General features: G+C 45.4%; 22 protein-coding genes and 1 pseudogene. 10 read left to right on the top strand and 13 right to left on the bottom strand.

What is annotated here, in order from left to right:
* Positions 1-218: 218 nt before the first annotated feature.
* The 4 genes from J9317_RS20105 to J9317_RS20120 form a co-directional block, all read right to left on the bottom strand.
* Positions 219-1,040: a MetQ/NlpA family ABC transporter substrate-binding protein gene (locus J9317_RS20105; RefSeq protein ID WP_211561920.1), complete on the bottom strand. Its 822-nt coding sequence runs from the start codon at positions 1,038-1,040 to the stop codon at positions 219-221.
* A gap of 20 nt (positions 1,041-1,060) precedes the next feature.
* The gene (locus J9317_RS20110) at positions 1,061-1,723 is read right to left on the bottom strand and encodes a methionine ABC transporter permease (RefSeq protein WP_211561922.1); all 663 of its coding nucleotides are present in this window, start codon (positions 1,721-1,723) and stop codon (positions 1,061-1,063) included.
* Positions 1,716-2,462 (bottom strand): methionine ABC transporter ATP-binding protein, encoded by a 747-nt coding sequence (locus tag J9317_RS20115; RefSeq protein WP_211561924.1) that lies wholly within the window; start codon positions 2,460-2,462, stop codon positions 1,716-1,718. The genes J9317_RS20110 and J9317_RS20115 overlap by 8 nt, the downstream gene beginning before the upstream one ends.
* Before the next feature lie 88 nt (positions 2,463-2,550).
* The gene (locus tag J9317_RS20120; RefSeq protein ID WP_211561926.1) at positions 2,551-3,609 is read right to left on the bottom strand and encodes an NAD(P)/FAD-dependent oxidoreductase; all 1,059 of its coding nucleotides are present in this window, start codon (positions 3,607-3,609) and stop codon (positions 2,551-2,553) included.
* A 217-nt stretch (positions 3,610-3,826) separates the two neighbouring features.
* Here J9317_RS20120 and J9317_RS20125 point away from each other — a divergent pair, with 217 nt between their 5' ends.
* The 7 genes from J9317_RS20125 to J9317_RS20155 all read left to right on the top strand — a co-directional run bounded on the left by J9317_RS20125 (position 3,827) and on the right by J9317_RS20155 (position 12,110).
* Positions 3,827-4,672, top strand: a complete 846-nt coding sequence (locus J9317_RS20125; RefSeq protein ID WP_211561928.1) for an ABC transporter ATP-binding protein — start codon at positions 3,827-3,829, stop codon at positions 4,670-4,672.
* Complete coding sequence (locus J9317_RS20130; protein ID WP_211561930.1) at positions 4,623-5,540, top strand: iron-hydroxamate ABC transporter substrate-binding protein; 918 nt, start codon at positions 4,623-4,625, stop codon at positions 5,538-5,540. The genes J9317_RS20125 and J9317_RS20130 overlap by 50 nt, the downstream gene beginning before the upstream one ends.
* Before the next feature lie 66 nt (positions 5,541-5,606).
* Positions 5,607-6,617: a FecCD family ABC transporter permease gene (locus tag J9317_RS20135; protein WP_211561932.1), complete on the top strand. Its 1,011-nt coding sequence runs from the start codon at positions 5,607-5,609 to the stop codon at positions 6,615-6,617.
* Positions 6,614-7,621, top strand: coding sequence for a FecCD family ABC transporter permease (locus tag J9317_RS20140; RefSeq protein ID WP_211561934.1), 1,008 nt, complete (start codon positions 6,614-6,616; stop codon positions 7,619-7,621). Before J9317_RS20135 ends, J9317_RS20140 begins: the two co-directional genes overlap by 4 nt.
* A 296-nt stretch (positions 7,622-7,917) precedes the next feature.
* Positions 7,918-10,131 (top strand): catalase/peroxidase HPI, encoded by a 2,214-nt coding sequence (katG, locus tag J9317_RS20145; protein WP_211561935.1) that lies wholly within the window; start codon positions 7,918-7,920, stop codon positions 10,129-10,131.
* 152 nt (positions 10,132-10,283) lie between these two features.
* A complete protein-coding gene (locus J9317_RS20150) occupies positions 10,284-10,913 on the top strand; it encodes a spore coat protein (protein WP_211561936.1) in 630 nt (209 codons plus the stop codon).
* A gap of 156 nt (positions 10,914-11,069) precedes the next feature.
* Positions 11,070-12,110 (top strand): zinc-binding dehydrogenase, encoded by a 1,041-nt coding sequence (locus J9317_RS20155; protein ID WP_211561938.1) that lies wholly within the window; start codon positions 11,070-11,072, stop codon positions 12,108-12,110.
* A gap of 256 nt (positions 12,111-12,366) precedes the next feature.
* Here J9317_RS20155 and J9317_RS20160 read toward each other — a convergent pair whose 3' ends face one another.
* The 5 genes from J9317_RS20160 to yiaA form a co-directional block, all read right to left on the bottom strand.
* Complete coding sequence (locus tag J9317_RS20160; RefSeq protein ID WP_211561940.1) at positions 12,367-13,239, bottom strand: Cof-type HAD-IIB family hydrolase; 873 nt, start codon at positions 13,237-13,239, stop codon at positions 12,367-12,369.
* A gap of 211 nt (positions 13,240-13,450) precedes the next feature.
* Complete coding sequence (locus tag J9317_RS20165) at positions 13,451-14,572, bottom strand: hypothetical protein (protein ID WP_249292267.1); 1,122 nt, start codon at positions 14,570-14,572, stop codon at positions 13,451-13,453.
* A 563-nt stretch (positions 14,573-15,135) separates the two neighbouring features.
* Positions 15,136-16,992 carry an alpha/beta hydrolase family protein gene (locus tag J9317_RS20170; protein WP_211561942.1) on the bottom strand — a complete coding sequence of 619 codons (1,857 nt, stop codon included), beginning with the start codon at positions 16,990-16,992 and terminating at the stop codon, positions 15,136-15,138.
* A gap of 378 nt (positions 16,993-17,370) precedes the next feature.
* On the bottom strand, positions 17,371-18,564 hold the full coding sequence (locus J9317_RS20175) for a TerD family protein (protein WP_211561943.1): 1,194 nt from the start codon (positions 18,562-18,564) through the stop codon (positions 17,371-17,373).
* Positions 18,565-18,643: 79 nt separating this feature from the next.
* On the bottom strand, positions 18,644-19,114 hold the full coding sequence (gene yiaA / locus J9317_RS20180; protein WP_211561944.1) for an inner membrane protein YiaA: 471 nt from the start codon (positions 19,112-19,114) through the stop codon (positions 18,644-18,646).
* Between the two features lie 420 nt (positions 19,115-19,534).
* Between yiaA and J9317_RS20185 the strand changes: the two genes are divergently transcribed.
* Together J9317_RS20185 and J9317_RS20190 are read left to right on the top strand one after the other, a co-directional pair.
* The gene (locus tag J9317_RS20185; RefSeq protein ID WP_211561945.1) at positions 19,535-20,728 is read left to right on the top strand and encodes an MFS transporter; all 1,194 of its coding nucleotides are present in this window, start codon (positions 19,535-19,537) and stop codon (positions 20,726-20,728) included.
* 136 nt (positions 20,729-20,864) lie between these two features.
* Positions 20,865-21,323 (top strand): VOC family protein, encoded by a 459-nt coding sequence (locus J9317_RS20190; RefSeq protein WP_211561946.1) that lies wholly within the window; start codon positions 20,865-20,867, stop codon positions 21,321-21,323.
* Positions 21,324-21,484: 161 nt separating this feature from the next.
* Here the strand turns inward: J9317_RS20190 and J9317_RS20195 are convergent, their stop codons facing one another.
* Complete coding sequence (locus J9317_RS20195; protein ID WP_211561947.1) at positions 21,485-22,540, bottom strand: DUF5105 domain-containing protein; 1,056 nt, start codon at positions 22,538-22,540, stop codon at positions 21,485-21,487.
* A 585-nt stretch (positions 22,541-23,125) separates the two neighbouring features.
* On the opposite strand from J9317_RS20195, the pseudogene J9317_RS20200 reads away from it, so the two are divergent.
* A pseudogene (locus tag J9317_RS20200) lies at positions 23,126-23,566 on the top strand (ferritin-like domain-containing protein); the annotation flags it as partial.
* 146 nt (positions 23,567-23,712) lie between these two features.
* Here J9317_RS20200 and rlmH read toward each other — a convergent pair.
* The 3 genes from rlmH to J9317_RS20215 all read right to left on the bottom strand — a co-directional run bounded on the left by rlmH (position 23,713) and on the right by J9317_RS20215 (position 25,988).
* Positions 23,713-24,192, bottom strand: coding sequence for a 23S rRNA (pseudouridine(1915)-N(3))-methyltransferase RlmH (gene rlmH / locus J9317_RS20205; RefSeq protein ID WP_211561949.1), 480 nt, complete (start codon positions 24,190-24,192; stop codon positions 23,713-23,715).
* Between the two features lie 83 nt (positions 24,193-24,275).
* Entirely contained in the window at positions 24,276-24,431 is a 156-nt protein-coding gene (locus J9317_RS20210; RefSeq protein ID WP_211561951.1) for a CxxH/CxxC protein, read from the bottom strand.
* A gap of 342 nt (positions 24,432-24,773) precedes the next feature.
* The gene (locus J9317_RS20215; RefSeq protein WP_211561953.1) at positions 24,774-25,988 is read right to left on the bottom strand and encodes a S1C family serine protease; all 1,215 of its coding nucleotides are present in this window, start codon (positions 25,986-25,988) and stop codon (positions 24,774-24,776) included.
* Between the last annotated feature and the right edge of the window lie 31 nt (positions 25,989-26,019).

Genomic DNA, 26,019 nt, shown 5'->3' on the forward strand with positions numbered 1-26,019 from the left:
CGCAGATTACACAGGCTTTTACCGGGGGAGGCGGTATTATTTCATGCACATCCATAAAAAAACAACCCAAGATCACTCAAACAGCGAGCGTTCTTGGGCTTTTAATTTGATTCTCTGCAGGATTTTTTGGACAGGCCATTTTTTCAGCACCTTATCCCACACCCTTCTCCTATTCCCAGCTGGAAAATTAAGCTCCGGGAAGTTCAATTAGTTCAGAATCACTTGAACGCAGGAATTGCAGTTTCATCATATTTTTCTTCCAGAAATTTGCGTACCTCCGGGCTCGTCATCGCTTCGGCGAGCTTCCTAATAGCCTCAGAGTCTGCATTATCCTTACGGGCGACAAGACTGATGGCAAAATCATTTTCGACGCCCTCCGTCAAAAGTGCATCACTTTTCGGTGTCAATCCAAGCGGTGCTGCATAGGCTGGTGTCATAATGACTGCATCGGCGTCATCATACGTTCTCGCAAGCATCAGCAAATCGACTTCTTTGAACTGAAGATTTTTTGGATTATCCTTGATGTCCGCTATTGTATAATAAATGTCTTTTTTCTCTTTTAAGGCAATAATTTTATGCTGTGCCAAAAGGGATAGAGAACGGTCGATATTCGACACATCATTGGCGATGGCAATAGTCGCTCCTTCAGGCATTTCTTCGATCGATTTGTATGTTTTGGAATATACTCCATAATTGGCGAAATAGATTGGCTTTACTGAAACGAGTTCAGCGTTATTGCTTTGGTTGAATTGCTCCATATACGGGGCATGCTGGAAGAAGTTTGCATCCACTTCTTTTGCCGCCAGTGCGGTGTTTGGCTGCACATTATCACCAAGTACAACCGTTTCCAGCTTAATGCCCTCTTCGGCAAGCTTTGGTTTTACAAGATCCAGAATTTCCGTCATTGGCGGAATTAAGGAAGCGACTTTCAGCGTCACTTCTTTCTCGTTTTGTTTTGGCTCTTCGGTACGATCCTCTGCTTGGCTGCAGCCAGCTGCGGCAAAGCAAAAGACCATTATAAGAAAGACTATTTTCTTCATGCTGCTTTTCCTCCAGTTATTTATCTTTTGTCAATCAATCTTGCTGCCGTCATTCCAATAAATTGAACGAGCTGCACAAGAATCACCATGATGACGATCATATACAGCATTAAATCTGTTTTAAATTGCTGATAGCCGTACCGAATGGCAAAGTCTCCGATTCCGCCTCCTCCAACTACACCCATGATGGTCGAGTAGGAAATGAAGCTGATAATCGATGTTGTTAAACCGAGAACAAGTCCCGAGCGTGCCTCCACATAAATAAATTTAAAGATAACTTCCCGCACAGAAGCTCCCATTGATACCGCAGCCTCGATGACACCTTTCGGTACGTCCAGCAGCGACTGCTCGACAAGCCGTGAATAGTGGGCAATGGCGATAATGGAAAGCGGAATCGTCGCAGCAGCTGTGCCAATGGCGGTCCCGGCAACCATACGGGTAAACGGAATTAAGAAGACGACTAATAATAAAAAAGGAAAAGAGCGGACAATATTGACAAGCAGATTCAATGCGGAAAAGACCATCCAGTTTTCAAGCAGCTGCCCTTTCCGGCAAAGGTAGAGCAGGGTTCCAACCGGCAGTCCGATGAGTACCGCGGCCAGAATTGAAACACCGACCATTACAAAGGTTTGGCCAATTGACTTCCAAATCTCAGGTCCGTATAAAGCAAGGATCTCAGGCATCTCCGGCTTCACCGTCCTTTTTCAGCTCATCTACAAAGTATTGTGCACGATTTTCTTTTTTTACAATTCCTTGCGGCTGGCGCTCGATTGTGTCATAGACCTTCCCATCCGCCATGACCGTCACACGGCTGCATATGCTTTTGATGACGTTCATTTCATGGCTGACGATTACAATCGTTACGCCAAGACGGCTGATTTCCTCAAGCACGCCGAGCAGCTCCGCAGTTGTACGGGGATCCAGTGCAGAGGTCGGTTCATCGCACAGCAAAACCTGCGGCTTATTCGCCAGCGCCCGGGCAATAGCGACCCGCTGCTTCTGCCCGCCGCTAAGCTGCGCTGGATAGCTTTGAGCATAATCCTCAAGCCCCACAAATTGAAGGCATTCCATCACGCGGCTGCGCTGTTGCTTCTTTGGAAAGCCCGCTAATTCCAAGGAAACCGCTACATTCCCGTAAACCGTTTTATTCGCCGCAAGATTGAAATGCTGAAAAATCATCCCAATCGACTTCCGGGCCTCCCGCAGCTGCTTACTGTTCATCGCAGTCAGCGTGTGTCCATTGACCGTGACTTCTCCCTCATCCGGAATTTCCAGTAAATTCATCAGCCTCAGCAGGGTGGATTTACCAGCTCCGCTCGCTCCGATTATTCCATGGATCTCTCCAGGCTGAATATGTAAAGACACAGACGAAATCGCCTGAAACGCATTAAATTTCTTGCTCACATTCTCCAATGTAATCATAAAAAAACCCCTTTCCAGGTCCGAAGGGTGGCGGCAAGCGTTCAAATTATAGCTTAATTTTATGAACTTGTCATTTAAGCCGTCTGATTCATTTGTTTTTCAAAAGCTTTTCCTTAACCAGCTTTTTATTTCGCTCTTGAAAAACTTCATTATGCGAAGAAACCATGGCAAATTTTTCGGCTTCCGGCTGAATAAACTGTTTTGCTTTATTTACCGCATTCGCTGCATCTTGAAAACAGCCTGCAATCAGATTTAGTTTTCCATTATGGCTCAAAATATCCCCGGCTGCATATATGCCCTCTGCGGACGTTTCACTGGATGCATTCCCCGCAATATAAAAATCATTAGCCATTTCGATATGCATGCCGCTGTTTTTCAATAAGCTTGTATCTTGTTCATATCCGTGATTGATGATGACATCATCAATATCAAGATAAGCTGTCTCTTCGGTTTCCAGATTCTTCAGCGCAACGGTTTTGATCTTTTCCTGATGATCACAGGCGATTAGTTTCGAAATGGCCGTATTGGGCAGACATGTGACCGAACTGTTCAACAGCTGCATCACCTGCGCCTCGTGACCTGAAAGATTTTCCTTCCGGTACGTAATATAAACCTTTTTTGCGAAGGGCTCCAATTCGTTCGCCCAATCGACAGCCGAATTTCCTCCTCCTGAGATCACCACGGTTTTATCTTTAAATCTCATCAGTGATGGAATGGTATAGTGGATATTCGCTACTTCGAACTTTTCTGCTCCTTCAATCTCCAGCTTTTTGGGTTTTAAAATTCCGCTGCCTACCGCAACGATCACCGTTTTCGTTTCATGTATTCTGCCTGATGCAGCTCTCAATTTATAGGTTCCATCCGCTTCCCGGTATATCGCTTCAATTTTTTCATTCAGGACGACCTTCGGATTGAAGGTTAACCCCTGCTCGATCAGCTGTTCCATTAATTTGGCACCTGTAGTGGGGGTTACCCCTCCGACATCCCAGATCATTTTCTCGGGATACACCTGAATCTTCCCGCCTAATTCTGCCTGAAATTCCACAATCTTTGTCTTCATGCCTCTTAAACCGCTGTAAAAAGCCGAATACAAACCAGCCGGCCCGCCTCCGATGATCGTTACATCAAATAACTCCCGTTCAGCCATTCCCGCCCACTCCCAATCAAATGTAATTGATTATCATTATCAATAAGAATAAAGGATGGCCAGTTTATTTACAATCAAAAAATGATGAACTGGCTTACACACCACAGTTATAGACAAAAAATTAAGTTGACACTATGCCGAAATGGAGGATATAGTTAAATTACGTTGATAATGATTATCATTATTATTACAGATTTCTATAAAGGAGGGGTAAAGGATGGTTCGACTCTCTACAGATGACTTAAGCATCGGCTATGGGGAAGAGCTCATTGTCAAGAATCTGAATATACAGATACCGGATCGAAAGGTCACAGCCATCATCGGCTCCAACGGCTGTGGAAAATCCACTTTGCTGAAAGCGATGACAAGAATCATTGCCCATCATTCCGGATCGGCCCTTTTAGACGGAAAAGAAATATCGAAGGAAAATACGAAGATCCTGGCAAGGAAAATGGCCATCCTCCCCCAAACTCCTGAAGCCGCGGCGGGTTTAACTGTTGCTGAACTCGTATCTTATGGCCGCTTTCCCTATCAAAAGGGAATGGGTAGATTAACGGCAAAGGATCTTGAAGTCATCGAATGGGCGTGCGAAGTGACTGGCACTTCTGCCTACAAATACCGCCCGGTCGATTCCTTATCCGGCGGACAGCGGCAGCGTGTCTGGATTGCCATGGCCCTTGCGCAGGAAACCGAGATCATCTTTTTGGATGAGCCGACGACCTACTTGGATATGGCGCATCAGCTTGAGGTGCTGGAGCTGCTTCAAATGCTAAACCGTGAACAGGGAAGAACCATTATTATGGTGCTGCATGACCTGAATCAGGCTGCCCGGTTCGCTGATTATATGATTGCAATGAAGAGCGGGAAACTCGTCAATGCAGGGACTCCGGAGGATATCATGACCCCGGGAACTTTAAGAGACGTTTTCCAGATCGATGCCGTGATCGGACGCGATCCGAACACATACAAACCGATGTGTATGACCTACAATTTAATAAAAGGAGAAAAGAAACATGAAGAAATTATTCGTCCCGCTTATGCTCGTACTGGTTCTGCTTATTAGTGCCTGCGGAAATAAAGAAGGTACTGAAAAAGAAAAGACTGCCTCAAAGGAACCGGAAACCTTTACATACCAATCAGAAACAGGACCGGTTGAAGTTCCATCAAATCCGAAGCGCGTTGTCATGCTCTCAGGCTTTACAGGAAACGTCTTGCATTTGGGAGTGAATGTAGTCGGAGCAGATGTCTGGTCAAAAAACAATCCGACTTTCTCTAAAGAAATGAAAAACGTTGAGGAAGTCTCAGATGAAAATCTTGAAAAAATCATTGAACTGGAGCCTGACTTGATTATCGGCTTATCCAATATAAAAAATATTGATAAATTAAAAGAAATTGCCCCAACTGTTACTTACACGTGGGGGAAACTGGATTACTTAAGCCAGCATGTTGAAATCGGGAAGCTTTTAAACAAGGAAAAAGAAGCCCAGGCGTGGGTGGATGACTTTAAGAAACGGACTTCAGACGCGGGAGATGAAATACGCGGAAAAATCGGAGAAGATGCGACCGTATCTGTAATCGAGGCCTTTGGAAAAGACCTTTATGTATACGGGGAAAACTGGGCGCGCGGAACAGAGATTCTCTATCAGGGGATGAAGCTCAAAATGCCGGAAAAAGTGAAGGAAGTCGCTTTAAAATCAGGGTACTACACGCTGTCAGCTGAGGTACTGCCTGACTATGCCGGCGATTATGTGATCCTGAGCAAATATTCCGATGCCAACACCTCTTTTGAGGAAACCGAAACCTTCAAAAACATTCCTGCTGTCAAAAACGGCCGTTTGTTTGAAATGAAGGGAGAAGGCGCATCATTCAGCGATCCTGTAACACTGGAAAAACAGCTGGAGTTTATTAAGAAATCGTTTTTGGAAAATTAACCTTTTGAGGAATTCTTTAAAGAATTCCTCTTTCCCTTATTTCAGGAAAGGAAATACGGCGAACAAATGGCTAAAAAATCGTTTTATTCCATTACATATTCATATAAAATTGCAGCCGCGCTCCTTTTGCTCGCGGCCATGTTTGCCGTCGCCATGGTCTTTGGGGCAGCGGATGTGACGCTCAAGGATCTTTGGCTTGCCCTTACCGCAGATTCAGCAGAGAAAGAGATAACGGTTATCCGGGAAATCCGTCTTCCGCGGGAAATTGGGGCGGCATTCGTCGGGGCGGCACTCGCTGTATCCGGGGGGATCATGCAGGGAATGACAAGAAATCCGCTCGCTGATCCCGGACTGCTGGGGTTGTCTGCAGGGGCGTATGCGGCATTAGCTGTCACGCTGGCCTTTTTTAAATCGGCCAATTATTTTGTGACAATGGCCGTTTGCTTTATAGGAGCCGGAATCGGCGCATTGATGGTATTTGGGATCAGCTCCATGAAGAGAGGCGGATTCTCTCCCCTTCGCATCGTATTGGCTGGATCAGCCATTTCTGCATTTTTATATGCTATTGCCGAGGGAGTGAGCCTTTATTTCAAAGTTTCCAAAAATGTCACCATGTGGACATCAGGAGGACTGATCGGGACGAATTGGACACAGCTCCAAATCATTATCCCGCTTATATCTGTCGGACTTCTTGTATCCTTCCTCCTTTCTAAGCAGCTCACCATCCTAAGCTTGCATGAAGAGATTTCCATCGGACTGGGCCAAAAAACCAAGCACATCAAAGCGATTCTGTTTGCGGCCGTCATCATTTTGACAGGGTCATCTGTCGCGCTGGCAGGAAACCTTGTATTCATCGGTTTGATGATTCCGCACATTGTCCGGCCTTTAGCAGGAAACGACTACCGATTCATCTTGCCGCTGTCAGCCATTTCCGGTGCTGCGTTTATGCTGTTTGCTGATACAGTGGGGCGCACACTGCATGCCCCTTTTGAAACACCAGTGGCCGCCATTATCGCTATGCTCGGCCTGCCCTTCTTCTTACTCATTGTTCGAAAAGGGGGAAAGGCATTCAGATGATCCATCCATTGCTGATAAAAAAACAAAGAATCACAGTCGGTGTATCCCTTCTTCTTATAGCCGCAACCATCATGGTCAGCCTGGGACTTGGGTATTCTGCTGTCTCTTATGACAGGATCATTCCCGCTCTATTCGGGCAGGGAACGTTTAAAGAAGAGTTCGTCTTATTTACAATAAGATTGCCGAGGATTTTCATTACGCTATTGGCAGGAATGGCTCTTTCGTTATCTGGAGCCCTCCTCCAGGGAATCACAAGAAATGATTTAGTAGATCCGGGCTTTATCGGAATCAATTCCGGCGCCGGTGTAGCCATCACCGTTTTCTTCTTATTTTTCCCGATTGAGGCAGGCTCGTTTATCTATCTTCTTCCGCTCATCGCCTTTATTGGAGCAATCCTCACCGCTATAACGATTTATTTATTTGCTTATCATAAAAAGAGCGGCTTGCAGCCAGTAAGTTTAGTACTGATCGGAGTCGGGGTTTCCATGGCTCTTTCAGGTACAATGGTGGTCCTGATTTCATCTGCCGATCAGATGAAAGTGGATTTTATCGCTAAATGGCTGGCAGGGAACATCTGGGGCACAGATTGGCCCTTTATTTGGGCCCTCCTTCCATGGCTGATTCTTCTCATTCCCTTTGCCCTGTATAAAGCGAATACGCTTAATCTACTCGGTTTAAGTGAGCCTGCCGCCCTAGGTGCTGGAGTCCCCATCGAAAGGGAAAGGATTGTCTTGCTGTTAACAGCCGTAGCCCTCGCTTCTTCAGCCGTTTCCGTTACCGGAGGCATCTCGTTTATCGGGCTGATGGCTCCGCATATTGCCAAAGCCTTAGTCGGCCCCAGAAATCAGCTGTATCTCCCCGTCGCCATTCTACTCGGCGGCTGGCTGCTGCTGTTTGCAGACACCATCGGGCGCAATATCCTTGAACCGAGCGGAGTACCTGCCGGAATCATGGTTTCTTTAATTGGGGCACCTTATTTTGTTTATTTGCTGTTGAAGAAATGACTTCGGTTGAAATGATGCAAATAAGAAAAAGTATTGGAGTTACTTTTCCAATACTTTTCACATCCTAATTAGATAATGAACGATTAAAAGAGCTAGCTGTCAACTATGTTGACAGCTGGATTTTTTTTCCTCTTTCCGTTGTTCATATCCCTCAAGACTAGCTGAAACCGTTCTGCTCAGAAGCTTCTAACTTTGAATTACCGTTTTTCTCCACTATAATATACAGTAAGAATTATCTTAATTATCTAACTATTAATCTCGTAATTTATGGTCCAAAACTGAGAGGAGAATTGTAAATGGAAAATAACAATAAGCCCGATCAAAAAGAACATACGTCAGCCGGACAGTGTCCTGTCACCCACCACAAGGATAGTGCGATTACGACGTCGAAGGCTCCCCGGGGAACGACGAATAAGGAATGGTGGCCAAATCAGCTGAATTTAAACGTTCTTCGCCAGCATGACAAGAAATCCAATCCAATGGGAGAGGACTTTGATTACCGGGAAGAGTTCTTAAAGCTTGATTACGATGCGCTGAAAAAAGATCTTCATGTGCTGATGACAGACAGCCAGGATTGGTGGCCGGCTGATTATGGCCATTACGGTCCATTCTTTATCCGTATGTCCTGGCACGCAGCAGGTACATATCGTACGGCGGACGGACGCGGAGGCGGCGGTTCAGGATCCCAGCGCTTTGCCCCTCTGAACAGCTGGCCGGATAACGTGAATCTTGATAAGGCCCGCCGTTTGCTGTGGCCGATTAAGCAAAAGTACGGAAACAAAATTTCCTGGGCAGACCTGCTTGTCTTGACCGGAAACGTTGCTCTTGAATCGATGGGGTTAAAGACGTTCGGCTTTGCCGGCGGACGTGAAGATATCTGGCATGCAGAGGAAGACGTGTATTGGGGGGCGGAAAAAGAATGGCTGGCGGACAACCGTTATTCCGGCGACCGCGAGCTTGAGGACCCGCTTGCTGCTGTGCAAATGGGGCTCATCTATGTGAATCCGGAAGGACCGAACGGAAAGCCTGATCCGGTAGCAAGCGCCCGTGATATTCGCGATACGTTCGGACGGATGGCGATGAACGATGAGGAAACCGTTGCCCTGATTGCCGGCGGCCACACCTTCGGGAAGGCGCACGGAGCAGGCGATCCTTCTCATGTCGGGGACGACCCGGAAGCTGCAGACCTTGAAACACAGGGCTTAGGCTGGCTGAGCTCCTACGGAAGCGGAAAAGGACGCGATACGATTTCAAGTGGTGTCGATGGTGCCTGGACGACGAACCCGACGGAGTGGGATAACGGCTACTTTGACCTGCTTTTCGGCTATGAGTGGGAGCTGACGAAGAGTGTAGCAGGTGCCTATCAATGGACACCGGTCGATATGGCGGAGGAGCATATGGCACCGGATGCAGAGGATCCATCCATTCGTGTAAAAACGATGATGTCCACGGCAGATATGGCTCTTCGTATGGACCCGGAATACGAAAAAATCTCCCGCCGCTATTATGAAAATCCGGAAGAGTTTGCCGATGCATTCGCACGGGCATGGTTCAAATTGCTGCACCGCGACATGGGACCTAAAGTAAGATACTTAGGCCCGGAGGTTCCAGCAGAAGAGCTGATCTGGCAGGATCCCGTTCCAGCAGTGGATTATGAATTGTCTCACGATGAGGTTGCTGAACTTAAAAATAGAATTCTCAGCTCCGGATTAACCGTGAGCGAGCTTGTGAAAACAGCCTGGGCTTCAGCAAGCACCTACCGCCATACCGATATGCGCGGTGGAGCAAACGGCGCCCGGATCCGACTGGCTCCCCAAAAGGACTGGGAAGCAAATGAACCGGAGCAGCTGGCAAAAGTTCTTGGAGTGTACGAAGACATCCAAAGCAAGCTGACTGTCAGAGTCAGTCTGGCGGATCTCATTGTACTCGGCGGCAGCGCAGCCATCGAAAAGGCCTCAAAAGACGCAGGCTTCGATATCACCGTGCCATTTACGCCGGGACGCGGCGATGCCACAGAGGAACAAACGGATGCCGACACCTTTGATGTGTTAGAGCCGGTATCAGATGGCTTCCGCAACTATCAGAAGAAGGAATACTCAACCAGCCCGGAAGAAATGCTCGTCGATAAAGCCCAGCTGCTAGGCTTGACCGCTCCCGAAATGACGGTCCTGCTAGGCGGAATGCGTGTTCTCGGAACGAACTACGGCGGCACTAAACACGGCTTGTTCACGGATCGTCCAGGTATCCTAACGAACGATTTCTTCGTCAACCTGCTCGATATGGGCACAGAGTGGAAAGCTGCCGGCTTCAACCAATATGAAGGCCGCGACCGCAAAACAGGCGAGGTCATCCGGACAGCGTCCCGCTTCGACCTGCTTTTCGGCTCCAACTCCGAGCTTCGCGCTCTTGCTGAAGTGTATGCACAGAATGACAACAAAGAAAAATTTGTCCGTGATTTTGCAGCAGCGTGGGTGAAAGTGATGGATGGGGATCGGTTTGATGTTAGGTAAGTAACGGCTAATTTGTTTGAAAAGGAGACTCCCGTAAAACATTGCGGGAGTTTTTTTGAATAAAATTGCCCGTACCTCTGCGGACATTCGGGATATATCACTTCATCAAGGACATGATAGTAACCGAATGTTTAAAAACAGGAGGGAAACTCATGCAAAACCAAAACATCAATCAAAACGGCCAGCAGCAAATGTCCGGCGTGCAGCCCAATCCCGCATATTCCAAGGACCATGGAGGCCATGAACTGTTTGATGCCCATGAAGTCATCGCCGGAATCATTAGCATGCTTGATCAATATCAAATGTACGAGCAGCATATGAAGGATCCAGAGCTGAAAGACATTGCCCAACGCCAGTCTGTTTTTGTTACCCAAATGTACAATACCATTGTAGATGCCTTCTCCACGGGACAAAAACCAGCTGTTTCAACCCAAGTCTATAAAATGACGCAAAACAACGATGCCGTTTACGGAATAAAGCCGGGTCAGCCGAAGAAGCCTAATCAATCTGTATCCGAGCTTTCCGATCAGGGGCTATCCGCTTATATGCTCGGCAACACCAAATCATTGGCCACCCTGCTGGCTATGACTGCACTGGAGATGACCAATCCCGTGCTGCGCCGAGTCATCGCCGACAGTGTTCCGAACTTTATCGAGCTAAGCTACGAAATTTTCCTTTATCAAAACAAGCATGGCTATTACCAGGTTCCGCAGCTGATGCAGCAGGACATGAATGCGATGCTGAACAGCTATGCGAAAGCTCCGGGGAAGATGATGCATTAACGGGTAAGGGCTGGGACATCTTATGGTCCAGCCTTTTTATTATTAACCCCTCTTGAAGCAGTTTCGTATAAGAAAAACGGTCTCCCCATATATAATGGACTTGATCACTACTACTTCCCTTACATACGAACTCAATAGATGAAAGGAGAGCGTTCAATGAAAGCAATCCAAGTAACTGGCTACGGCGGTATAGAGAAGCTCGAGCTAGCAGAACTGCCTATTCCAGAGCCGAAAGAACATGAAGTACTGGTTCAGGTGAAAGCCTGCGCCATTAACAATACGGAAATCTGGATGAGAGAAGGGGCTTACGGAACCGGAGCTAAATCAGGCTGGAAGCCGGAAGGTGTGGACTTTCCCAGGATACCGGGTTCCGATATAGCAGGCAGAATCGTGAAGGCGGGGCATGCGGTGGATGAGGCGATGATCGGAAAAGACGTTGTCCTCTTTCCTTTTACCTCCAGTGGAGAACCAGGTCTCGAGCATATTTCAGAAGATATGTCCTTCGTCGGTTCTGAATACGATGGCGGCTATGCAGAATACGTGTTATGGCCTGCGGACCTTTGCTATGAAATGCCCCTTCCTGATTATACGGAAAGTGCGGTTTTTTCCGTCAGCGGCTTGACGGCCTGGCATATGAATGAGCAAATCCAGGTACAGCCAGGGGAAACCGTCATGGTCACGGGGGCAAACGGCGGTGTAGGCTCCTTAAACGTCCAAATCGCCTCCAACGTATTCGGAGCCAAGGTCATCGCCATTGTCGGAGATTTGGCACTGGAAGAAAGAATGAAAGAATTGGGTGCCTCGCATGTGCTGTCCTATAAATCCGAAAAGCTTGCTGAAGAAATCCGAGAAGTGAATGGCGGTCCGATTGATGCTGTCCTGGACGTTGTCGGAGATGCCCTGTTTTCCACCTCCCTGGAAGTTCTGAAGAATGGCGGGAAGTTCTGTACCTCAGGGTCTGCCGGCGGCCAAAAGACAGAGCTTGATCTCAGAACGCTCTACTTAAAACACATCACCCTCTACGGCTCCGTCTTGGGGACCAGAGAGGAGTTCAGACGGATGCTCCGCGCGATCTCCGAAGGAAAAATCAAGCCGGTCATTGACCGTACTTTTCCTCTTGAGAAAGCAAAGGAAGCGCAGGTTTATTTTAAGAATTCCGGAAAAGCAGGAAAGATTGTGCTGCTTCCAGGGTATTGATTTTTCTTTAAAAAAAACTCGTCACTGTTGACGAGTTTTTCTGTTTCTTTTCTATTAAGCTCTGTTAAACTTGGCTGTTGATTTCCGTTGCAGGCGCTCGCTTTCCGCGGGGCGGGCGGTGAGCCTCCTCGCCGCTTTGCGCCTGCGGGGTCTCACCTGTCCCGCTGCTCTCAGCTCGGAGTCTCGCGCATTCCACTCCAATCAACAGGTGTTAAAAATCAACATCAGGCTTTAACAGAGCCTTCTATTAAGATCCTTATACCAAACCTTCCGGAACCTTAAGTGCGTTTAAAACATGCTCAATAGCATGCGCCACTCCATGTTCATCATTCGTTAACGTAACAAAGTCACTCTTACTTTTGATTTCATCAACCGCGTTGCCCATCGCAACAGAGAATCCAGCAGCTTCGAACATTGGCACGTCATTGAACTGATCGCCAATTGCAATGGTATCTTCAAGAGGAATATTGAAGTACCGAGCCATAATCTTCAGGCCGTTTCCCTTATTTCCATTGATGTTCATCACTTCAATATTAAAAGAAGAAGATGACGTGACATAGCCCCCCTCAATGGCTTTCGTGGCCGTCAATAACCGGCTCTTTTGAACGGGGTCCAAAACGAGCATAAAAAACTTCTGAATCTTTAATTCCTGATCCATCAGCAGGCTCTGAATGCTATCAAATGTTTTCGATTCATCCGGCATATGAGTCATCTTGCCAAAGTTCTCATCCACATAATATTCCTCCGGTACAGCTCCTGAAGAAAGAACGTGTTTTAAGCGCTCTGGCCACTCCCGGTGAAAATAAATGCCTTTATTCGTATAAATTTTAAAAGGAATGGCTTCCTTCTCCGCTTCTTCCGCAATATCCTGATTTTGCCTATCACTTAAAGAAGTCAGCTCCAAAAGCTTTCCATCCGCAAATACAGCCGTTCCATTGCTTCCGCCGATCGGAAGCGTCAGGCCATACCGCCCCATAACCTCTTGAATGGACTCCGGTGCCCTGCCGGACAACACCATCACCTTATGCCCGAGGCTCTGGGCCTTCTTAATCGCTTCTATATTTTCAGGACTGATCTCATTCCTGGATGATAATGTCGTTCCATCCATATCAAGTGCAAATAATTTCATCACTATTTCTCCTTTCAGAGCAAATACATCTACTAAATTATAACTCTTTTGAACGGTTAACAAAATGGAATTGCTTAGCATTATATTTTATTAGAAAAATAAAATTTGGGAAGAGTGGGATATAGCGATTTCAGGGAACAAGCTTTTTGACTGTTAGAAACCAAAATAAACACAGCGGCAAAATGCCGCTGCATTTTTTATGTACATGAACTTATTGATAATTAATAAATGACGGGGCCGGGTCCAGCGCCAGTACCTCTTTCGGCGTCATGACCGGTTTGTCATTTTTAAAGAACAGCTTGAATCCGCCGTATTGAATGGGCTGGCTTTGCACAAGCAAATGATAGCCTGATGTTTTCAGCGATGGCGCTCCAAATCCGTCACTATTTAACACAACCTCCACATTTTCGTCCGGTTGAATGGCGCTCTTGTTGCTGATAATTTTATCCGCAAATTGATGGACCACGACAACTTTGTCTGGAAGTCCGTTCTCAGCAGCAAGTTTTGATACATATTTGATTGCTTCCTGAACATTTTTCCCATCTACATGACCCAGATTTTCTCCAGGAACCTGCCCTTGTTTCACGTGAAACTCCGTATCGATGGCTAAATGAATGTTTGGTTTCTTTAAATATTTTTCAAGGGCTTTCACCTGATTCATAATAGAATCACGGCCAAGCTGCACATCTAAAAAAAGAAGCGCATTATTTTCTTCTGCGAGCTTCGCATACTTCTCAATATCGGACTCCGGCGTAGAGTGGACATAAAGCCCCTTATCCCCAGGGGTGCGCTGAGCGATGGTCGTAATCAGTTCAATCGCAGGAATCGCAGGTCGTTCAGGATCCAGCTCTGAATAAGCGCGAGTTTGCTTCATTAGCTTATCCATTAAATCCTCCGGACTATGTTCTCCCAGTATTCCCATATGAACGGAATTTGGATTTCCATAAAAGGCAACGATCCTCGAGTCCTTAAGCGATCCCTCTGTCTGATCCGCTACATCCTTATGCAGGGTCTGACCTAAAGGCACGCTTCTCTCCCTGCTGCCTCCATGGGCTTCTGCTACTGTAATCTTAGCCAGCTGTTCCTTTGTATAATTCGTTTCGAGCGGCTTCGCCTTTTTGGAAGGCTCGATCTCCTTATAATTCGCGCTCAAGGCAAACCTCGGAGAACTTGCTATGCTTTCTGTGTCATAGTACGGATCCTTTGAGGTTAATTTCGACTCCTCGTTCATTTCCGGCATCGTTTCTTGTGAAGTAGCTGCCTCAGAACAGCCCGCTACCATTAAAAACGGGATCGCACCTAACCAAAATCTTGCCCTTGTTCTTTTTTTCAAGTTATCCCACCTACTGTTTCATATTTCACCTGATGAAAGCGACTTTTAGACAACATTCTACAAGTCTATGATAACTGAAAATAAGATAAGATTCAGGAGTCCTTCTTCTTACTTGGCAGCTTGATCTCCGGAAACCGGATTTTTCAGTGCTCCATAAACCAGCATCCTTTAAGCACCCTTCAAACGACAAAGGGCATTACTGCAAGCAGTAACGCCCCGATGATTAATCTGTTCTATCAATCAAGTATGATTTGGACTTGTTTGTTGGATTGTTCCTCGGAGCTTGAGAATTGCTAAGAGGTGAAAAAATGTCGATAAAGGATATGATCGCGAAAAAGAATCAAAAGAACCCGCCCATTGAGGAGGGTTCCCATAATACTGTTTACCACAAGGTATTTGGTTCTTTCTAGCCACTTTTATATCAATCGGGTGTAAAAAATATCTGCTGATGATAAAATATGCGCTGTCTCAAACCTGTGCACATTATATAAAAATCCTACCACATTCTAAATGTTGTCGATTTATGACGTTAAAGCTTCTGGGGATGACAGGCACTATTTTCATTAAAGCTGTGTAAGCGTATTCGTTACAGTCATCACTGTAATAATGAAAGCATTTATAAAACCAGCCAGATAAGGATTTCTAGTAACCTTATAAATTTTGCGTGAAATGACGGCAGCCACAATCAGAATAATAATGATTGGGAAAAGCCAAATTCCGATAATATGGGATAAATCATTATAGAACACTTCACCGGTAATCCAGAAGTTCATATATTGAATGACTACTAGAATGAGGATGCCGATGGAGTTGGCTAGAGCCATTATTGCGGTGTTGATCCACTCTTTATTGCCGATCTTCACAAAATTAAAGCAGTTAATGGCGATTGAATTGGCCACATAGAACAATAGGAAGAACGGCAGATATTTCAACGCAATGAGCAGTTTATCAGGCGTGAAGGCTTTAATGGTCAATACCCAAATACGAAAATCTGCTTTGAAGAAGTAATCGGCTGCAAATACAACACTATAGGATAAAACAGCCACAGTAAGTGCCAGGCCAATCGTTTTCACGAACGTTCTGAAGCTGATTAGCACTCCAGTTTCCTTAAGGTCCAAGCCATTCTTTTTAGAATAGAAGAAGTGGGAAGCAGCCATTATGATCAAAGTAAATAACCCTGTGACTACACACCAGATTCCGATATAGAAAGGCGGGAACTGTGGAAAGAATGGCGGGATATTTTCAACGGACCAGTTATAAAGAGCCAGATAACTAAAATAGGAAACCAGTGCACTGGCCGCAATGCCTCCCCAAAACCATAGCTTCCCGATACCCGCAGGCGCCGCCTGAGGCTTTACTTCCTGATCTGCGCGGAGTGAAGCGAATGCAGAAGTGAAAAGAAGCACTTTCGTCACAGCTACGATAAACAGGACAAAACCAATGAGACCAACAAAATTAAAGAACACTTTCCATTGCCAGATTTGATTGGAGCTATTGATTTGGTCAGGAGTTCCTAACGTATCGTCAAAGTATTCAATTGTACTTTCCACTACATCCTTTGAAAAGTGATTCCACGGATGAATCTGTGCAGGATTGTAGATGACACGTGTGGCTTCTTCGCCATCAATCGTCTGTTTATACAATTTGGAGCTCTCCCGCTTTTCCCCCTCTGCAGGATTCGCACCAAAATTCAAAAAGGACTGTGCCGGATCCGTATTAATGTAGTCTCTCGGAACCGTAGGCTTTCCGTCCTTTCCAAACGATCTAAAGAAAAATTCATCATATTGTGCAGCGATCACCCCAACATCCCGCGAACCATACACATTTGCATACTTAGCATCCTTTGGCTTTAACGCCCAGTATAAAGGCTCGCCAGGATCATCCGTATACATCGCATCATTAGCAATCAGCAGAACGGAAGACACAAGAGGGTTCTCCTGCTTATTATCTTCATTGATAGACCAGTTAGCAGCTCTTGCCCCATTGGAGTGGCCGGTAATGCCGATCTTTTCTTTATCCACGTAAGGAAGGTCAGCGAGCAATTTAACCGCGTCATACATTCCGGTACCATTCACAGGCCATTCCTCAGGTTTCACCGCATCCGAGTTCCCGTGGCCATACATATCTATGGAAATTACTACATAGCCCCGCCGGGACAGCTCCACGTAATTCAAATCCTGCATCTCCCGGGTGTTGTACCAGCCATGACTCGTTACAATGGCTGGAGCAGGTTTATCTTTGGACGCATTCTCAGGCACAAATAATAATCCGCTCATTAAGTGGCCCGAAGAAGTTTCCCACCGCAAATCCTTAATTTTAACCTGACCGCCAGATGTTTGAACCAAAGATGCACCAATCGCACTAATCAAACAAAGAATCAGTGAAATGGCCAGTAACCGAAGTGATTTCTTTTTATTCATAAACTCTCCCCCTTATTCTTATTATAGAAACTTTTACCCCCATCATGTCCCCTTTCCCAAGCCAATAACAGACAAAAAGACCCACACTTTAACAGACCCTGTAAAAAGGGTCCAAAAAGCATGGGTCTCCAATCTCTCGCCATAGTTAACTTGTTAAATTCAGGATACCCGCACTTGAAAGCGGTGTCAATCATTTTATTTCGTGTCGCGAAATATTTTTAAGCATTAGGTTCTACATGCAATGGGTACTATTATCACGATGGTGATGCGGGGGAGTTACTCACATTTTTGATGCAGAAATTTCCCGGCATTGAAAACGAGTAAAAGAGGACTTGGACCAGTCCTCTTCCATTTCAACTTATCTTGTTACATTACGGCCTATTTATAATTATTCTTTGGACCTTCATCCATTACAACCTCTACCATATTCGAAGCCCCCATCCTAAGCTTAGGCCTGAATTCTGAGTTTGGTAAACTATACAGCTCCAAAGGACTGATCATCACGCCATCAGGAGTATTATGGAGAATCCCGGGTACACAGGTGTAAATCCGGTCATTGTTATTCGCATTCTTGGCAGATATGGTAACGGACGTACCGTTGTGATTGTCGATGCTCATAGACACCTTGTATCTATAGAATGAGCCTGTCCCATTTGACTGGGCAGAATAAACGACAGGGACAACTGCAAGAATATCGTTATTTAGCCGTAATTTAATCACTTCTGTCTTGGTTGAACGATTATCTCTCCCGACATCGCCCATATGCTCCACGGCTCCGCCTGCGAACCTTCTGAGCGGAGGCGTTCCTTCTGCCCCAAACATCGCTACATCAATCTGACTGCCATCCTTTGTATAAACCAAAGCATAAATATCATAATCAGTCCCAGTCTTCCAGGATACCGTCGCCGTAATCTCTGGTGTTTTTTCAATGATGACCGGCTTTTGACCTTTGTCGAGATTGATTTTACCCTTTACCTTTTCAAGTTGAATTTTGTTTTCAGGAACAGGCGGTTTTTTCACAGGTTCTGGTTGAACCATCGTTTGCTCCTCCGCTTCCACTTCCACCCCGTAATTTCTGCACAGACCCTCAAGACCGGAATCGAAGCCGCGCCAAATGGATTTAGCCTTTGTCTGGCCGTTTCTTACATACAATTCTGCTGCGACAATCCCATTTTCCTTTGAGAAGCTGGAGGGGGTTAACTCGATCGTCGCATCATCCGTCCGTATCTCAGCCTTTAAATTCTTTACATTCGAAAACCCTGTGTGGTTATCTTCCGTCAGAGTAATCGCTATTTTACTAATGCCTGCTGGGGCTTTACTCAGATCAAAATGGAGGGTATGTACTTTCGTGTGACCTGCATTCTCCGATGGCAGAAGAGTGGCCACGCCAGAAGGACCCTCCGGCTGATTATAAAAGATAATCCCGCTATCCCCTTGCACCTTATCTGAATCTGTAAGCAGAAAGGCCGTTAAGGAAAGGTCAATCATACTAGACATCTCGTAGCTTACCCTCACATACCCCTTTGGAGAACTTAAAACCGTATTGGCTCCCATTTGCAGCATTGCGTTCATAAAATTCCACTCCCTCTTTTTCTATTCAACTACCTAAACAAATAAGGGCATTACTGCATGCAGCAACGCCCCCGTATTATTAATCTCTTCCTCTAGCAACCTGCGTATCCCGAATGTTTTTCTGAATGGTAATGGCCGCAAACAAACTAAGTACAAACGCCATCCCATAAAATCCTTTTTCGCTCAAAACAATACTCCCGGCATTATAAAGTCCGATTGCCATCAAGGCGATCGCTACAATCACCGCAAACCAGCTAAGCCCATAATAGATCCCCGAAACCGGAATATCCTCGTCCTTATCCCTTACCGCTTTCTGCAGGGACACAGCTGCATACAATCCGAATACCAGCACAGCAAAGTAATACCCCTTCTCATTCAGCTGCATGCCGGCATTAAACAAGCCAATCAGATAAGCAGCAACTCCCACAACCAAAGCCGCCCAGCTCGCCCCTTTAAATGCAGCCGTCGGTTCCCCTTCTTTTCTTTCCACCTTGATCTTTGGACTCTTTTCATCACCCATCATTAACGGGTTTTCATTGTGATCAGCCATTATTTCGCTCCCCTTTACAGTCATTGAATATGTATACGTTAATAGTGCTCATACAAAAACCATTATAGCAATTATTTACATATGTTGTTACTAATGGGGGATTTTTATTTCTTTTCTCTAAAGAGGAATTGACTTAGGAAAGTCAGGGAACATATAAGATTGGAAATTAGTACTTATTCCTTTTTATTAAAAAAATGAAAGAAGACTAGTATATGACAAGGGCTGGCTGCTTTAATGGCAACAGCCTTTTTTTTATTGGGTGCCGGTTTTCTAGAGACTGCAAATTTATTACTTTTTTCCATGGATGGAAATAATCCAGCATCACTGACGTATTAATCGCAAAAAAAATTTATGGTATGATAGGGAGATTGTTTATACGTCATGGAACATGATTAGGTTCATCCAAGAAAAGAGGTCCTTATGCACACCACAGAATTGATGAAGCAGCATTGGCTGCTCATCCTAACACTCGCTTTGTTAACATTCGTACTCGGCACGAGCGAATTTGTAATCGTCGGGATCCTGACGGATATTTCCTCGAGCCTTCATATAACCAATTCAGCAGCAGGCACACTTGTATCTGCCTTTGCGATGACATTTGCCATTGCAACACCACTCGTCATGTCCGCAACAAGCCATTTTCCAAAACGCAAATGGATGCTATTTTTGATCGGAGCTTTCATCATTCTGAATGCCTTGTGTGTCATTTCATCAAGCTACATCCTGCTCCTTGGACTTCGAATGCTGACGGCGATCGTAACAGGGGTCTTAATCTCACTTGCCATGATGGTGGCCAGTGAAACCATGCCCGCTGCCAAACGCGGACTTGCCATCTCATTTGTTTTCGGCGGTTTTACGCTTGCAAACGTAGTGGGCGTTCCAATCGGCACGGTCATTGCGGATTGGTATAACTGGAATGCAACCTTCCTGTTAACCACTTTCCTTGGGGGAATTGCCTTTATAGCATCCTTTTTCATCCTTCCCGAGCTGCAAAATCAAGCCCGCAGCTCAATAAGGGATCAATTCTCTTTGTTAACACACCCGAGAATCCTAATGGCCTTTTTCATCCCATCTCTTGGATTCGGAGCAACGTATGTTGTATTCACATACCTCGTGCCGCTCCTAAATGAAATGGCAGCACCGAGCAGCTCGATCAGTCTCATCCTATTCGGCTACGGATTCATCTCGATCTTCAGCAACATCCTGGCCGGCAAAATCGCCAGCCGCAACGCGATCGGCAGACTTCGGTTCGTTTTTCTCGTCCAAGCCATTGTCCTCATCGCTTTATACTGGACGACAAACGATCTCCTGGCCGGATTGATTAACATCGGCCTCATGTCGCTAATGGCCATCCTGTTAACCACATCCACCCAGCTTTATCTAATCGACCTTGCCGGAATCTACCAGCCGAAAGCAAAAGGACTTGCCGCCTCATTAATGCCTGTTGCTAGCAATGTCGGGATTGCTTTTGGTTCCGCATTAGGCGGACTCGTCTACCATCAGGGAAGCTTGATGAATGTGACCTGGGTTGGGGGACTGGTCGCAATTGCCGCGAGTTTGTTGACTTTTGTGAGTTATCGGTTGGATCAGAATAACTTGGTACAGGAAACCTAATCCGTTTAAATCCGCAAGCAAAAATGCAGCTTTTAAAAAGGCCTTCCATCAATCAAAAGTCTCAGTCCTCTTTCAGACTTATACCTGAGCCATTTTTCTGTAAAACCATTTACAATATAGAAAAGGGGGTCAGGTTATGATTAAAGGCTTATATGAAGCACATTTACCTGTAAGCAATATGGAGAGTTCAATCAATTTTTATCAGAAGCTTGGCTTAGAAGCAGCTTATGTAAGCGAGAAAGTATCTTTTGTCTGGATCGAAAAGGGGAAGAGCTGGCTTGGTTTATGGGACACAGAAAAAGTATATCTCCCATATCATCCCTCCATCAGGCATATTGCCTTTCATGTAGAAGCGGAAGATATCATAGAGGCGAAAGATTGGTTAAAAGAAAGAGGAATTGAAGTTAAGGAAGCATTCGGCTTTACACCGGAACGCCAGCCTCTTGTACTGCCTAATCACCCACAAGCCCATGCCTGTCTTTATTTTAATGATCCAGACGGAAATTCTCTGGAATTCATTGCTCCCCTCAGGCTAGATTTTGAGGAAAAATTCGAGATGATGTCGCTAGAGGATTGGTATAATCGAAAGAAATGATTTTGGAGGAAGCAACGGTACAGTTCCATCGCTTCCAAAACGTAAATCGAATTAGAATTATATGTGTGTAAAAAGGCAAAAAAATAAGCCGCACATGCGACTTATTCATGAATGGTTACTTGTTGTAAAGGAGATTTGCAGAAGATACCCTGCTCCTTTTATCAGCGGGACCCTGATGCAAATACTTCCACAATCCTTTCACTATTGTAATCTTCTGTATCAACCGACCACTTGTCATCCTTCTTAATCATTTTAATTTCCAGTGGGTCTCTTCCTTGCTGGACCTCCAATGAATTCAGCACAGCATCGAACTTCTCCAAGGCATAGCTCTGAGCTTTCTTGGAGTCATAGTCATTGGTTTTTTCCTTATATTCGCTTTGTAAATCAGACATGGTTTCATATGAATCATCTAAAGGCACTGTGGAATATTCAAGCATAACGACCGCCCTGTCATTGGCATATGCCTTTGGCTCAGCTTTAAGTTTTGCCTTTTCAGCAAGTACGGATTTGTAGCTGGTGTAGTGCTTATCCACTTCTTGAGCAGGAATGGAATTATATACGATACTTTTCAGGCCGTCGTTGAAGCTTGATTTTGCTTCTTCCTGAAGTGCCCGCTTATCAGCGGAGACATGCTTTTCAAAATCCGGATTTTCCTTATCCAGATAGATGGTCTCGATATAGGCTGTCAAAGCTTTCGCAGGATCCTCCATCAGATCCAGACTGTCTTCATATTTTTCTGTATCCAATTTCAGTGTAACTTCCTTCAGCTTATCTTCAAAATTCTCGGAACGCGGTTTGATCCCAATTTCATATGTCTCTCCCTTTTCTACTTCAAAAAAAGCAGGGATGGTCTTTTCTTTGTCGGCTCCGATGCTCCCTGGCATATCTGGCTCCAGTCCCAAATCAGAAGAATAGACATCTCTTTTCGGGCTCAGCTCCTTTTCCCCTTGGTATAGCTTGATTCCATCCATTGAAGAAATGGTAAAAGCTGAGTCTGAGTTATTCTTTACCTTTAAGTTGACCATCAGGACACCCGTATCCTTCTCCGATACGCCGTCATCCTCACCTGTCAATATGTATGAAGCATCCGCCACTGAAACATCCAGCTCCTTGCTTTTACCGCTGCCGGCATTTGCCTTCTCCCCAGAGCCGCCGCAGCCTGCTGCCGCTGCCATCAGCATACCCGTTAAAACTAGTAAACTCCCTTTTCTAATCATTCTAAAATCCTCCCAGTTAGTTCAATTGTATTAGTTCTGTTTCGACATTCCATTTCCCTCAAATATGGAAACATAAACCATAAATGTATGACTATTGAACTTTTTTACAGATACTAGTTAATGTATATATTAAATAATGATTACTGGGACGGTTTCATTGATTCCAAAACTGTTTGCTGACACACCCGAGAATTTTGATAGGCATGTATGTTGTGTTCACGTACCTTGTTCCCATTCTTAATGAAATGGCCGCGGCCGGCAAAATCGCATGCCACAACAAACAGACATCAGCAGGAGGGAGAAACTGCGGATGTCTTAATGGAGTTCTTAAATAAAATACTTCTTTTATAATTTTGATGTTTGATAACATCCTGGCTTACATTAATTTATAAACATGATTTAAACGCACACCCACCCATTTACAAAGCATATGCTATCTCAAGGATCATTTTGAGGTAGGGGAGGTTCATTATGTACTCAAATAATCATACTTATAACTATAATCCATTTTATTATGGAAATTATCGTGTCACCACTGGCACAAATAGAGGATATCGTGTTATAGCATGCAATGAAAAATTTAACAGGCAAATTGAATATTATGGTGCTAAAGGTGCACTAAATGCGTCTACATTGTCTTTACCTCAAATGCTGACTTTTGCTCTTCAAGACGAATATCTGGCTCAGTCAAGATACGATAATATTCTAGGAACATTTGGATATGTTCCTACATTTGCACGAATAAAAGAAGCGGAAATGAGACATATAAGTGCATTATTGCCCCTTTTTAATCGCTATCAGGTCCCATTACCTGAAAATATATCGCAGTCGTTCGTTACAACTCCAAATAGCATTAAGGCAGCATATGCTGCTGGTGTACTAGGGGAAATTGACAATATTGGCATGTACAATAAATTCTTAGGGTTCAATATCCCCACTGATGCAAGACTAGTTTTCACCCAATTACGAAATGCCTCACTTAATCACCTTGCCGCTTTTGAAAGAGGTCTCGAAAGAAGTTATTGAGAAATTATATATGCGGTATTAATAATCAAAGTTACGATACCAATTGAAAACACAGAGGAGTGTACTTTCTTAATGTAAAAGTACACTCCTCTTGTGATGTTTGTTCTTTATATTTTATCAATTATTACTTTTAATCTCCTTTAGTATTATTTATGATACGGTTCCCCCCGATTAATCCGAAAAGCCCGATAAACCTGCTCCACTAAAACCAGCCTCATGAGCTGATGCGGAAACGTCATTTTCGAAAACGACAGCGTATCATTCGCCCTCTTCATCACCGCATCACTCAATCCAAGCGATCCGCCAATTACAAAAGCAACTTTACTTTTCCCGTAAGTCGCCAGCCTGTCCAAATCGGCAGCAAGCTGCTCCGACGATTTCATTTTTCCTTGAATCGCCAGAGCAATGACATGAGTATCCTCTGAAATCTTCGCCAGAATCCGTTCGCCTTCTTTATCTTTGACGATTATCATGTCCTGCTCGCTCAAGTTTTCTGGGGCTTTTTCGTCGGCAAGCTCGATGATTTCCATTTTTGCATAGGGGCCGAGTCTTTTCAGATATTCGTCGATTCCTTGCTTTAAGTATTTTTCTTTTAGTTTTCCTACGGTTACAATTGTTATATTCACAGGTTATCCCCACTTTAAGAACACGATATTCACAAAAGTTATCCACAATTGTGTATTTCCCATCCACATTCGGTAGCGAAGGTTTATTCCCCTACTATATATACTGCAGGGTTTTCGCACAATTCACAGGTTGTGGATAACCTGTTGGTTTCTTCAATTTTCATTATTTCCGGAGCCAATTCGTGCTCGTCAACATACATATCAATCGCTGTTTCGACATGATCTGCACATGCTTTCATGCTGTTCCCTCCTTATCCACAGGTGGATTCTTTACTTATTTTACACCAAACACTCTATTTATCCACACCCAAAATAGAAAAGGACTGAAGCTGGACAAATTAGTTTGAACAATTAAAGGCTATGTTCGAGCATGTTAATGAATTTTGAACACCTGTTGATTGCAGCGGAAGGCGAGAGACTCCTGCGGGAGCAGCGGGACAGGTGAGACCCCGCAAGCGCCTAGCGCTGAGGAGGCTCACCGCCCGCCCCGCGGAAAGCGATCGCCTGCAGCGGAAATTAACAGCCCTGGTTCAACCGAGCATAAAAAAACAGGAGGGCTGCTTTAAGCGCCCTCCAATTTTTTAGCTTCCCTGTGCCTGAGATTCCCCTAACCGAACATCCACCGACTGTTTCTTCCCTGAACGATAGTACGTTATGGAAATCGTATCACCCGGCTTTAATTCGTAAAGCACCTTGCGCAGTTCAATAATATCCTTAATATCCTTGCCATCCATTTGCGTAATGACATCCATTTGCTTAATGCCAGCCTTTCCAGCAGGAGAGATCGGGTCGGATTCGAACACAACGACGCCTTTTGTCACACTCTTCGGAAGCTTGAGTGTTTCCTGCTGGTGGTAGCTTGACACTTCATCAAGAGAACGCATGCTCAGACCAAGGAACGGTCTTCTGACTTCGCCGTACTTTTCCAGATCCTCAATGACCGGCTTCGCGATATTGACAGGAATGGCGAGGCCAATCCCTTCAACCGATGATTCGGCAATTTTCATGGAGTTGATGCCGATGACTTTTCCGTCGATGTTAATGAGGGCGCCGCCGCTGTTACCCGGATTGATTGCGGCGTCGGTTTGAATGACCTCGGAGTTCCAGTCTGGCTGCCCGTCGCCGTTCTCATCAATTGGAATGGCACGTTCCGTTCCAGAGATGATTCCCTGCGTGACAGACCCGGCAAATTGAAGGCCGAGGGGATTTCCGATCGCGATGGACGGTTCACCAGGTTTGACTTTGTCGGAGTCTCCGAAAGGAGCGACGTTTTTGATTTTGTCACTGCTTACCTGAAGGACGGCAAGATCCGTCAGCTTATCGCTTCCGAGAATCCTGGCCTTGATTCTTGTGCCGTCAGATAGACTGATTTCGACCTGGGTGGCGCCTTCAATCACATGGTGATTGGTTACGACGAAGGCATTGCCGCCGGCTTTTTTATAGATGACACCGGAGCCGGTTCCCGCTTCTCCGCTGCCTTCTTCCTCTTCCCAGAATCCGGACTGCTGGATATTGATAACGCCGACAACCGAGCTTGATACCCTGCTCACAATGTTCGTAATGTCGGAGCTGACGTTAACCGAAACCTGCTTTTCGGGACCAGCGGGCTCATTCGTACCGGTCTTGTTTTCATCATGCTGAAAGTTTCCGTTCACAAAATCGTTAACGGTCGGGCCGGCAAAGAGGACGATGAGCCCTCCGAGTATGGCTCCTGTAATACCAGCCAAAAGTGAGCCGCCGCGGTTGCCTTTTTGCCTGCGAGGCGGCTCTTGATAATCCTGATCATAATACCCCATGTTTCCAGCTCCTTTTTTTCGCATGCTGCTA

The sequence above is a fragment of the Metabacillus flavus genome, assembly GCF_018283675.1.
GTDB lineage: Bacteria > Bacillota > Bacilli > Bacillales > Bacillaceae > Metabacillus_B > Metabacillus_B flavus.

Excerpts from the sequence above, each read along its gene's own strand:
- J9317_RS20105 (WP_211561920.1), bottom strand. The coding sequence starts at position 1,040 with ATGAAGAAAATAGTCTTTCTTATAATGGTCTTTTGCTTTGCCGCAGCT.
- J9317_RS20110 (WP_211561922.1), bottom strand. The coding sequence starts at position 1,723 with ATGCCTGAGATCCTTGCTTTATACGGACCTGAGATTTGGAAGTCAATT.
- J9317_RS20115 (WP_211561924.1), bottom strand. The coding sequence starts at position 2,462 with ATGATTACATTGGAGAATGTGAGCAAGAAATTTAATGCGTTTCAGGCG.
- J9317_RS20120 (WP_211561926.1), bottom strand. The coding sequence starts at position 3,609 with ATGGCTGAACGGGAGTTATTTGATGTAACGATCATCGGAGGCGGGCCG.
- J9317_RS20125 (WP_211561928.1), top strand. The coding sequence starts at position 3,827 with ATGGTTCGACTCTCTACAGATGACTTAAGCATCGGCTATGGGGAAGAG.
- J9317_RS20130 (WP_211561930.1), top strand. The coding sequence starts at position 4,623 with ATGAAGAAATTATTCGTCCCGCTTATGCTCGTACTGGTTCTGCTTATT.
- J9317_RS20135 (WP_211561932.1), top strand. The coding sequence starts at position 5,607 with ATGGCTAAAAAATCGTTTTATTCCATTACATATTCATATAAAATTGCA.
- J9317_RS20140 (WP_211561934.1), top strand. The coding sequence starts at position 6,614 with ATGATCCATCCATTGCTGATAAAAAAACAAAGAATCACAGTCGGTGTA.
- katG (WP_211561935.1), top strand. The coding sequence starts at position 7,918 with ATGGAAAATAACAATAAGCCCGATCAAAAAGAACATACGTCAGCCGGA.
- J9317_RS20150 (WP_211561936.1), top strand. The coding sequence starts at position 10,284 with ATGCAAAACCAAAACATCAATCAAAACGGCCAGCAGCAAATGTCCGGC.
- J9317_RS20155 (WP_211561938.1), top strand. The coding sequence starts at position 11,070 with ATGAAAGCAATCCAAGTAACTGGCTACGGCGGTATAGAGAAGCTCGAG.
- J9317_RS20160 (WP_211561940.1), bottom strand. The coding sequence starts at position 13,239 with ATGAAATTATTTGCACTTGATATGGATGGAACGACATTATCATCCAGG.
- J9317_RS20170 (WP_211561942.1), bottom strand. The coding sequence starts at position 16,992 with ATGAATAAAAAGAAATCACTTCGGTTACTGGCCATTTCACTGATTCTT.
- J9317_RS20175 (WP_211561943.1), bottom strand. The coding sequence starts at position 18,564 with ATGAACGCAATGCTGCAAATGGGAGCCAATACGGTTTTAAGTTCTCCA.
- yiaA (WP_211561944.1), bottom strand. The coding sequence starts at position 19,114 with ATGGCTGATCACAATGAAAACCCGTTAATGATGGGTGATGAAAAGAGT.
- J9317_RS20185 (WP_211561945.1), top strand. The coding sequence starts at position 19,535 with ATGCACACCACAGAATTGATGAAGCAGCATTGGCTGCTCATCCTAACA.
- J9317_RS20190 (WP_211561946.1), top strand. The coding sequence starts at position 20,865 with ATGATTAAAGGCTTATATGAAGCACATTTACCTGTAAGCAATATGGAG.
- J9317_RS20195 (WP_211561947.1), bottom strand. The coding sequence starts at position 22,540 with ATGATTAGAAAAGGGAGTTTACTAGTTTTAACGGGTATGCTGATGGCA.
- J9317_RS20210 (WP_211561951.1), bottom strand. The coding sequence starts at position 24,431 with ATGAAAGCATGTGCAGATCATGTCGAAACAGCGATTGATATGTATGTT.
- J9317_RS20215 (WP_211561953.1), bottom strand. The coding sequence starts at position 25,988 with ATGGGGTATTATGATCAGGATTATCAAGAGCCGCCTCGCAGGCAAAAA.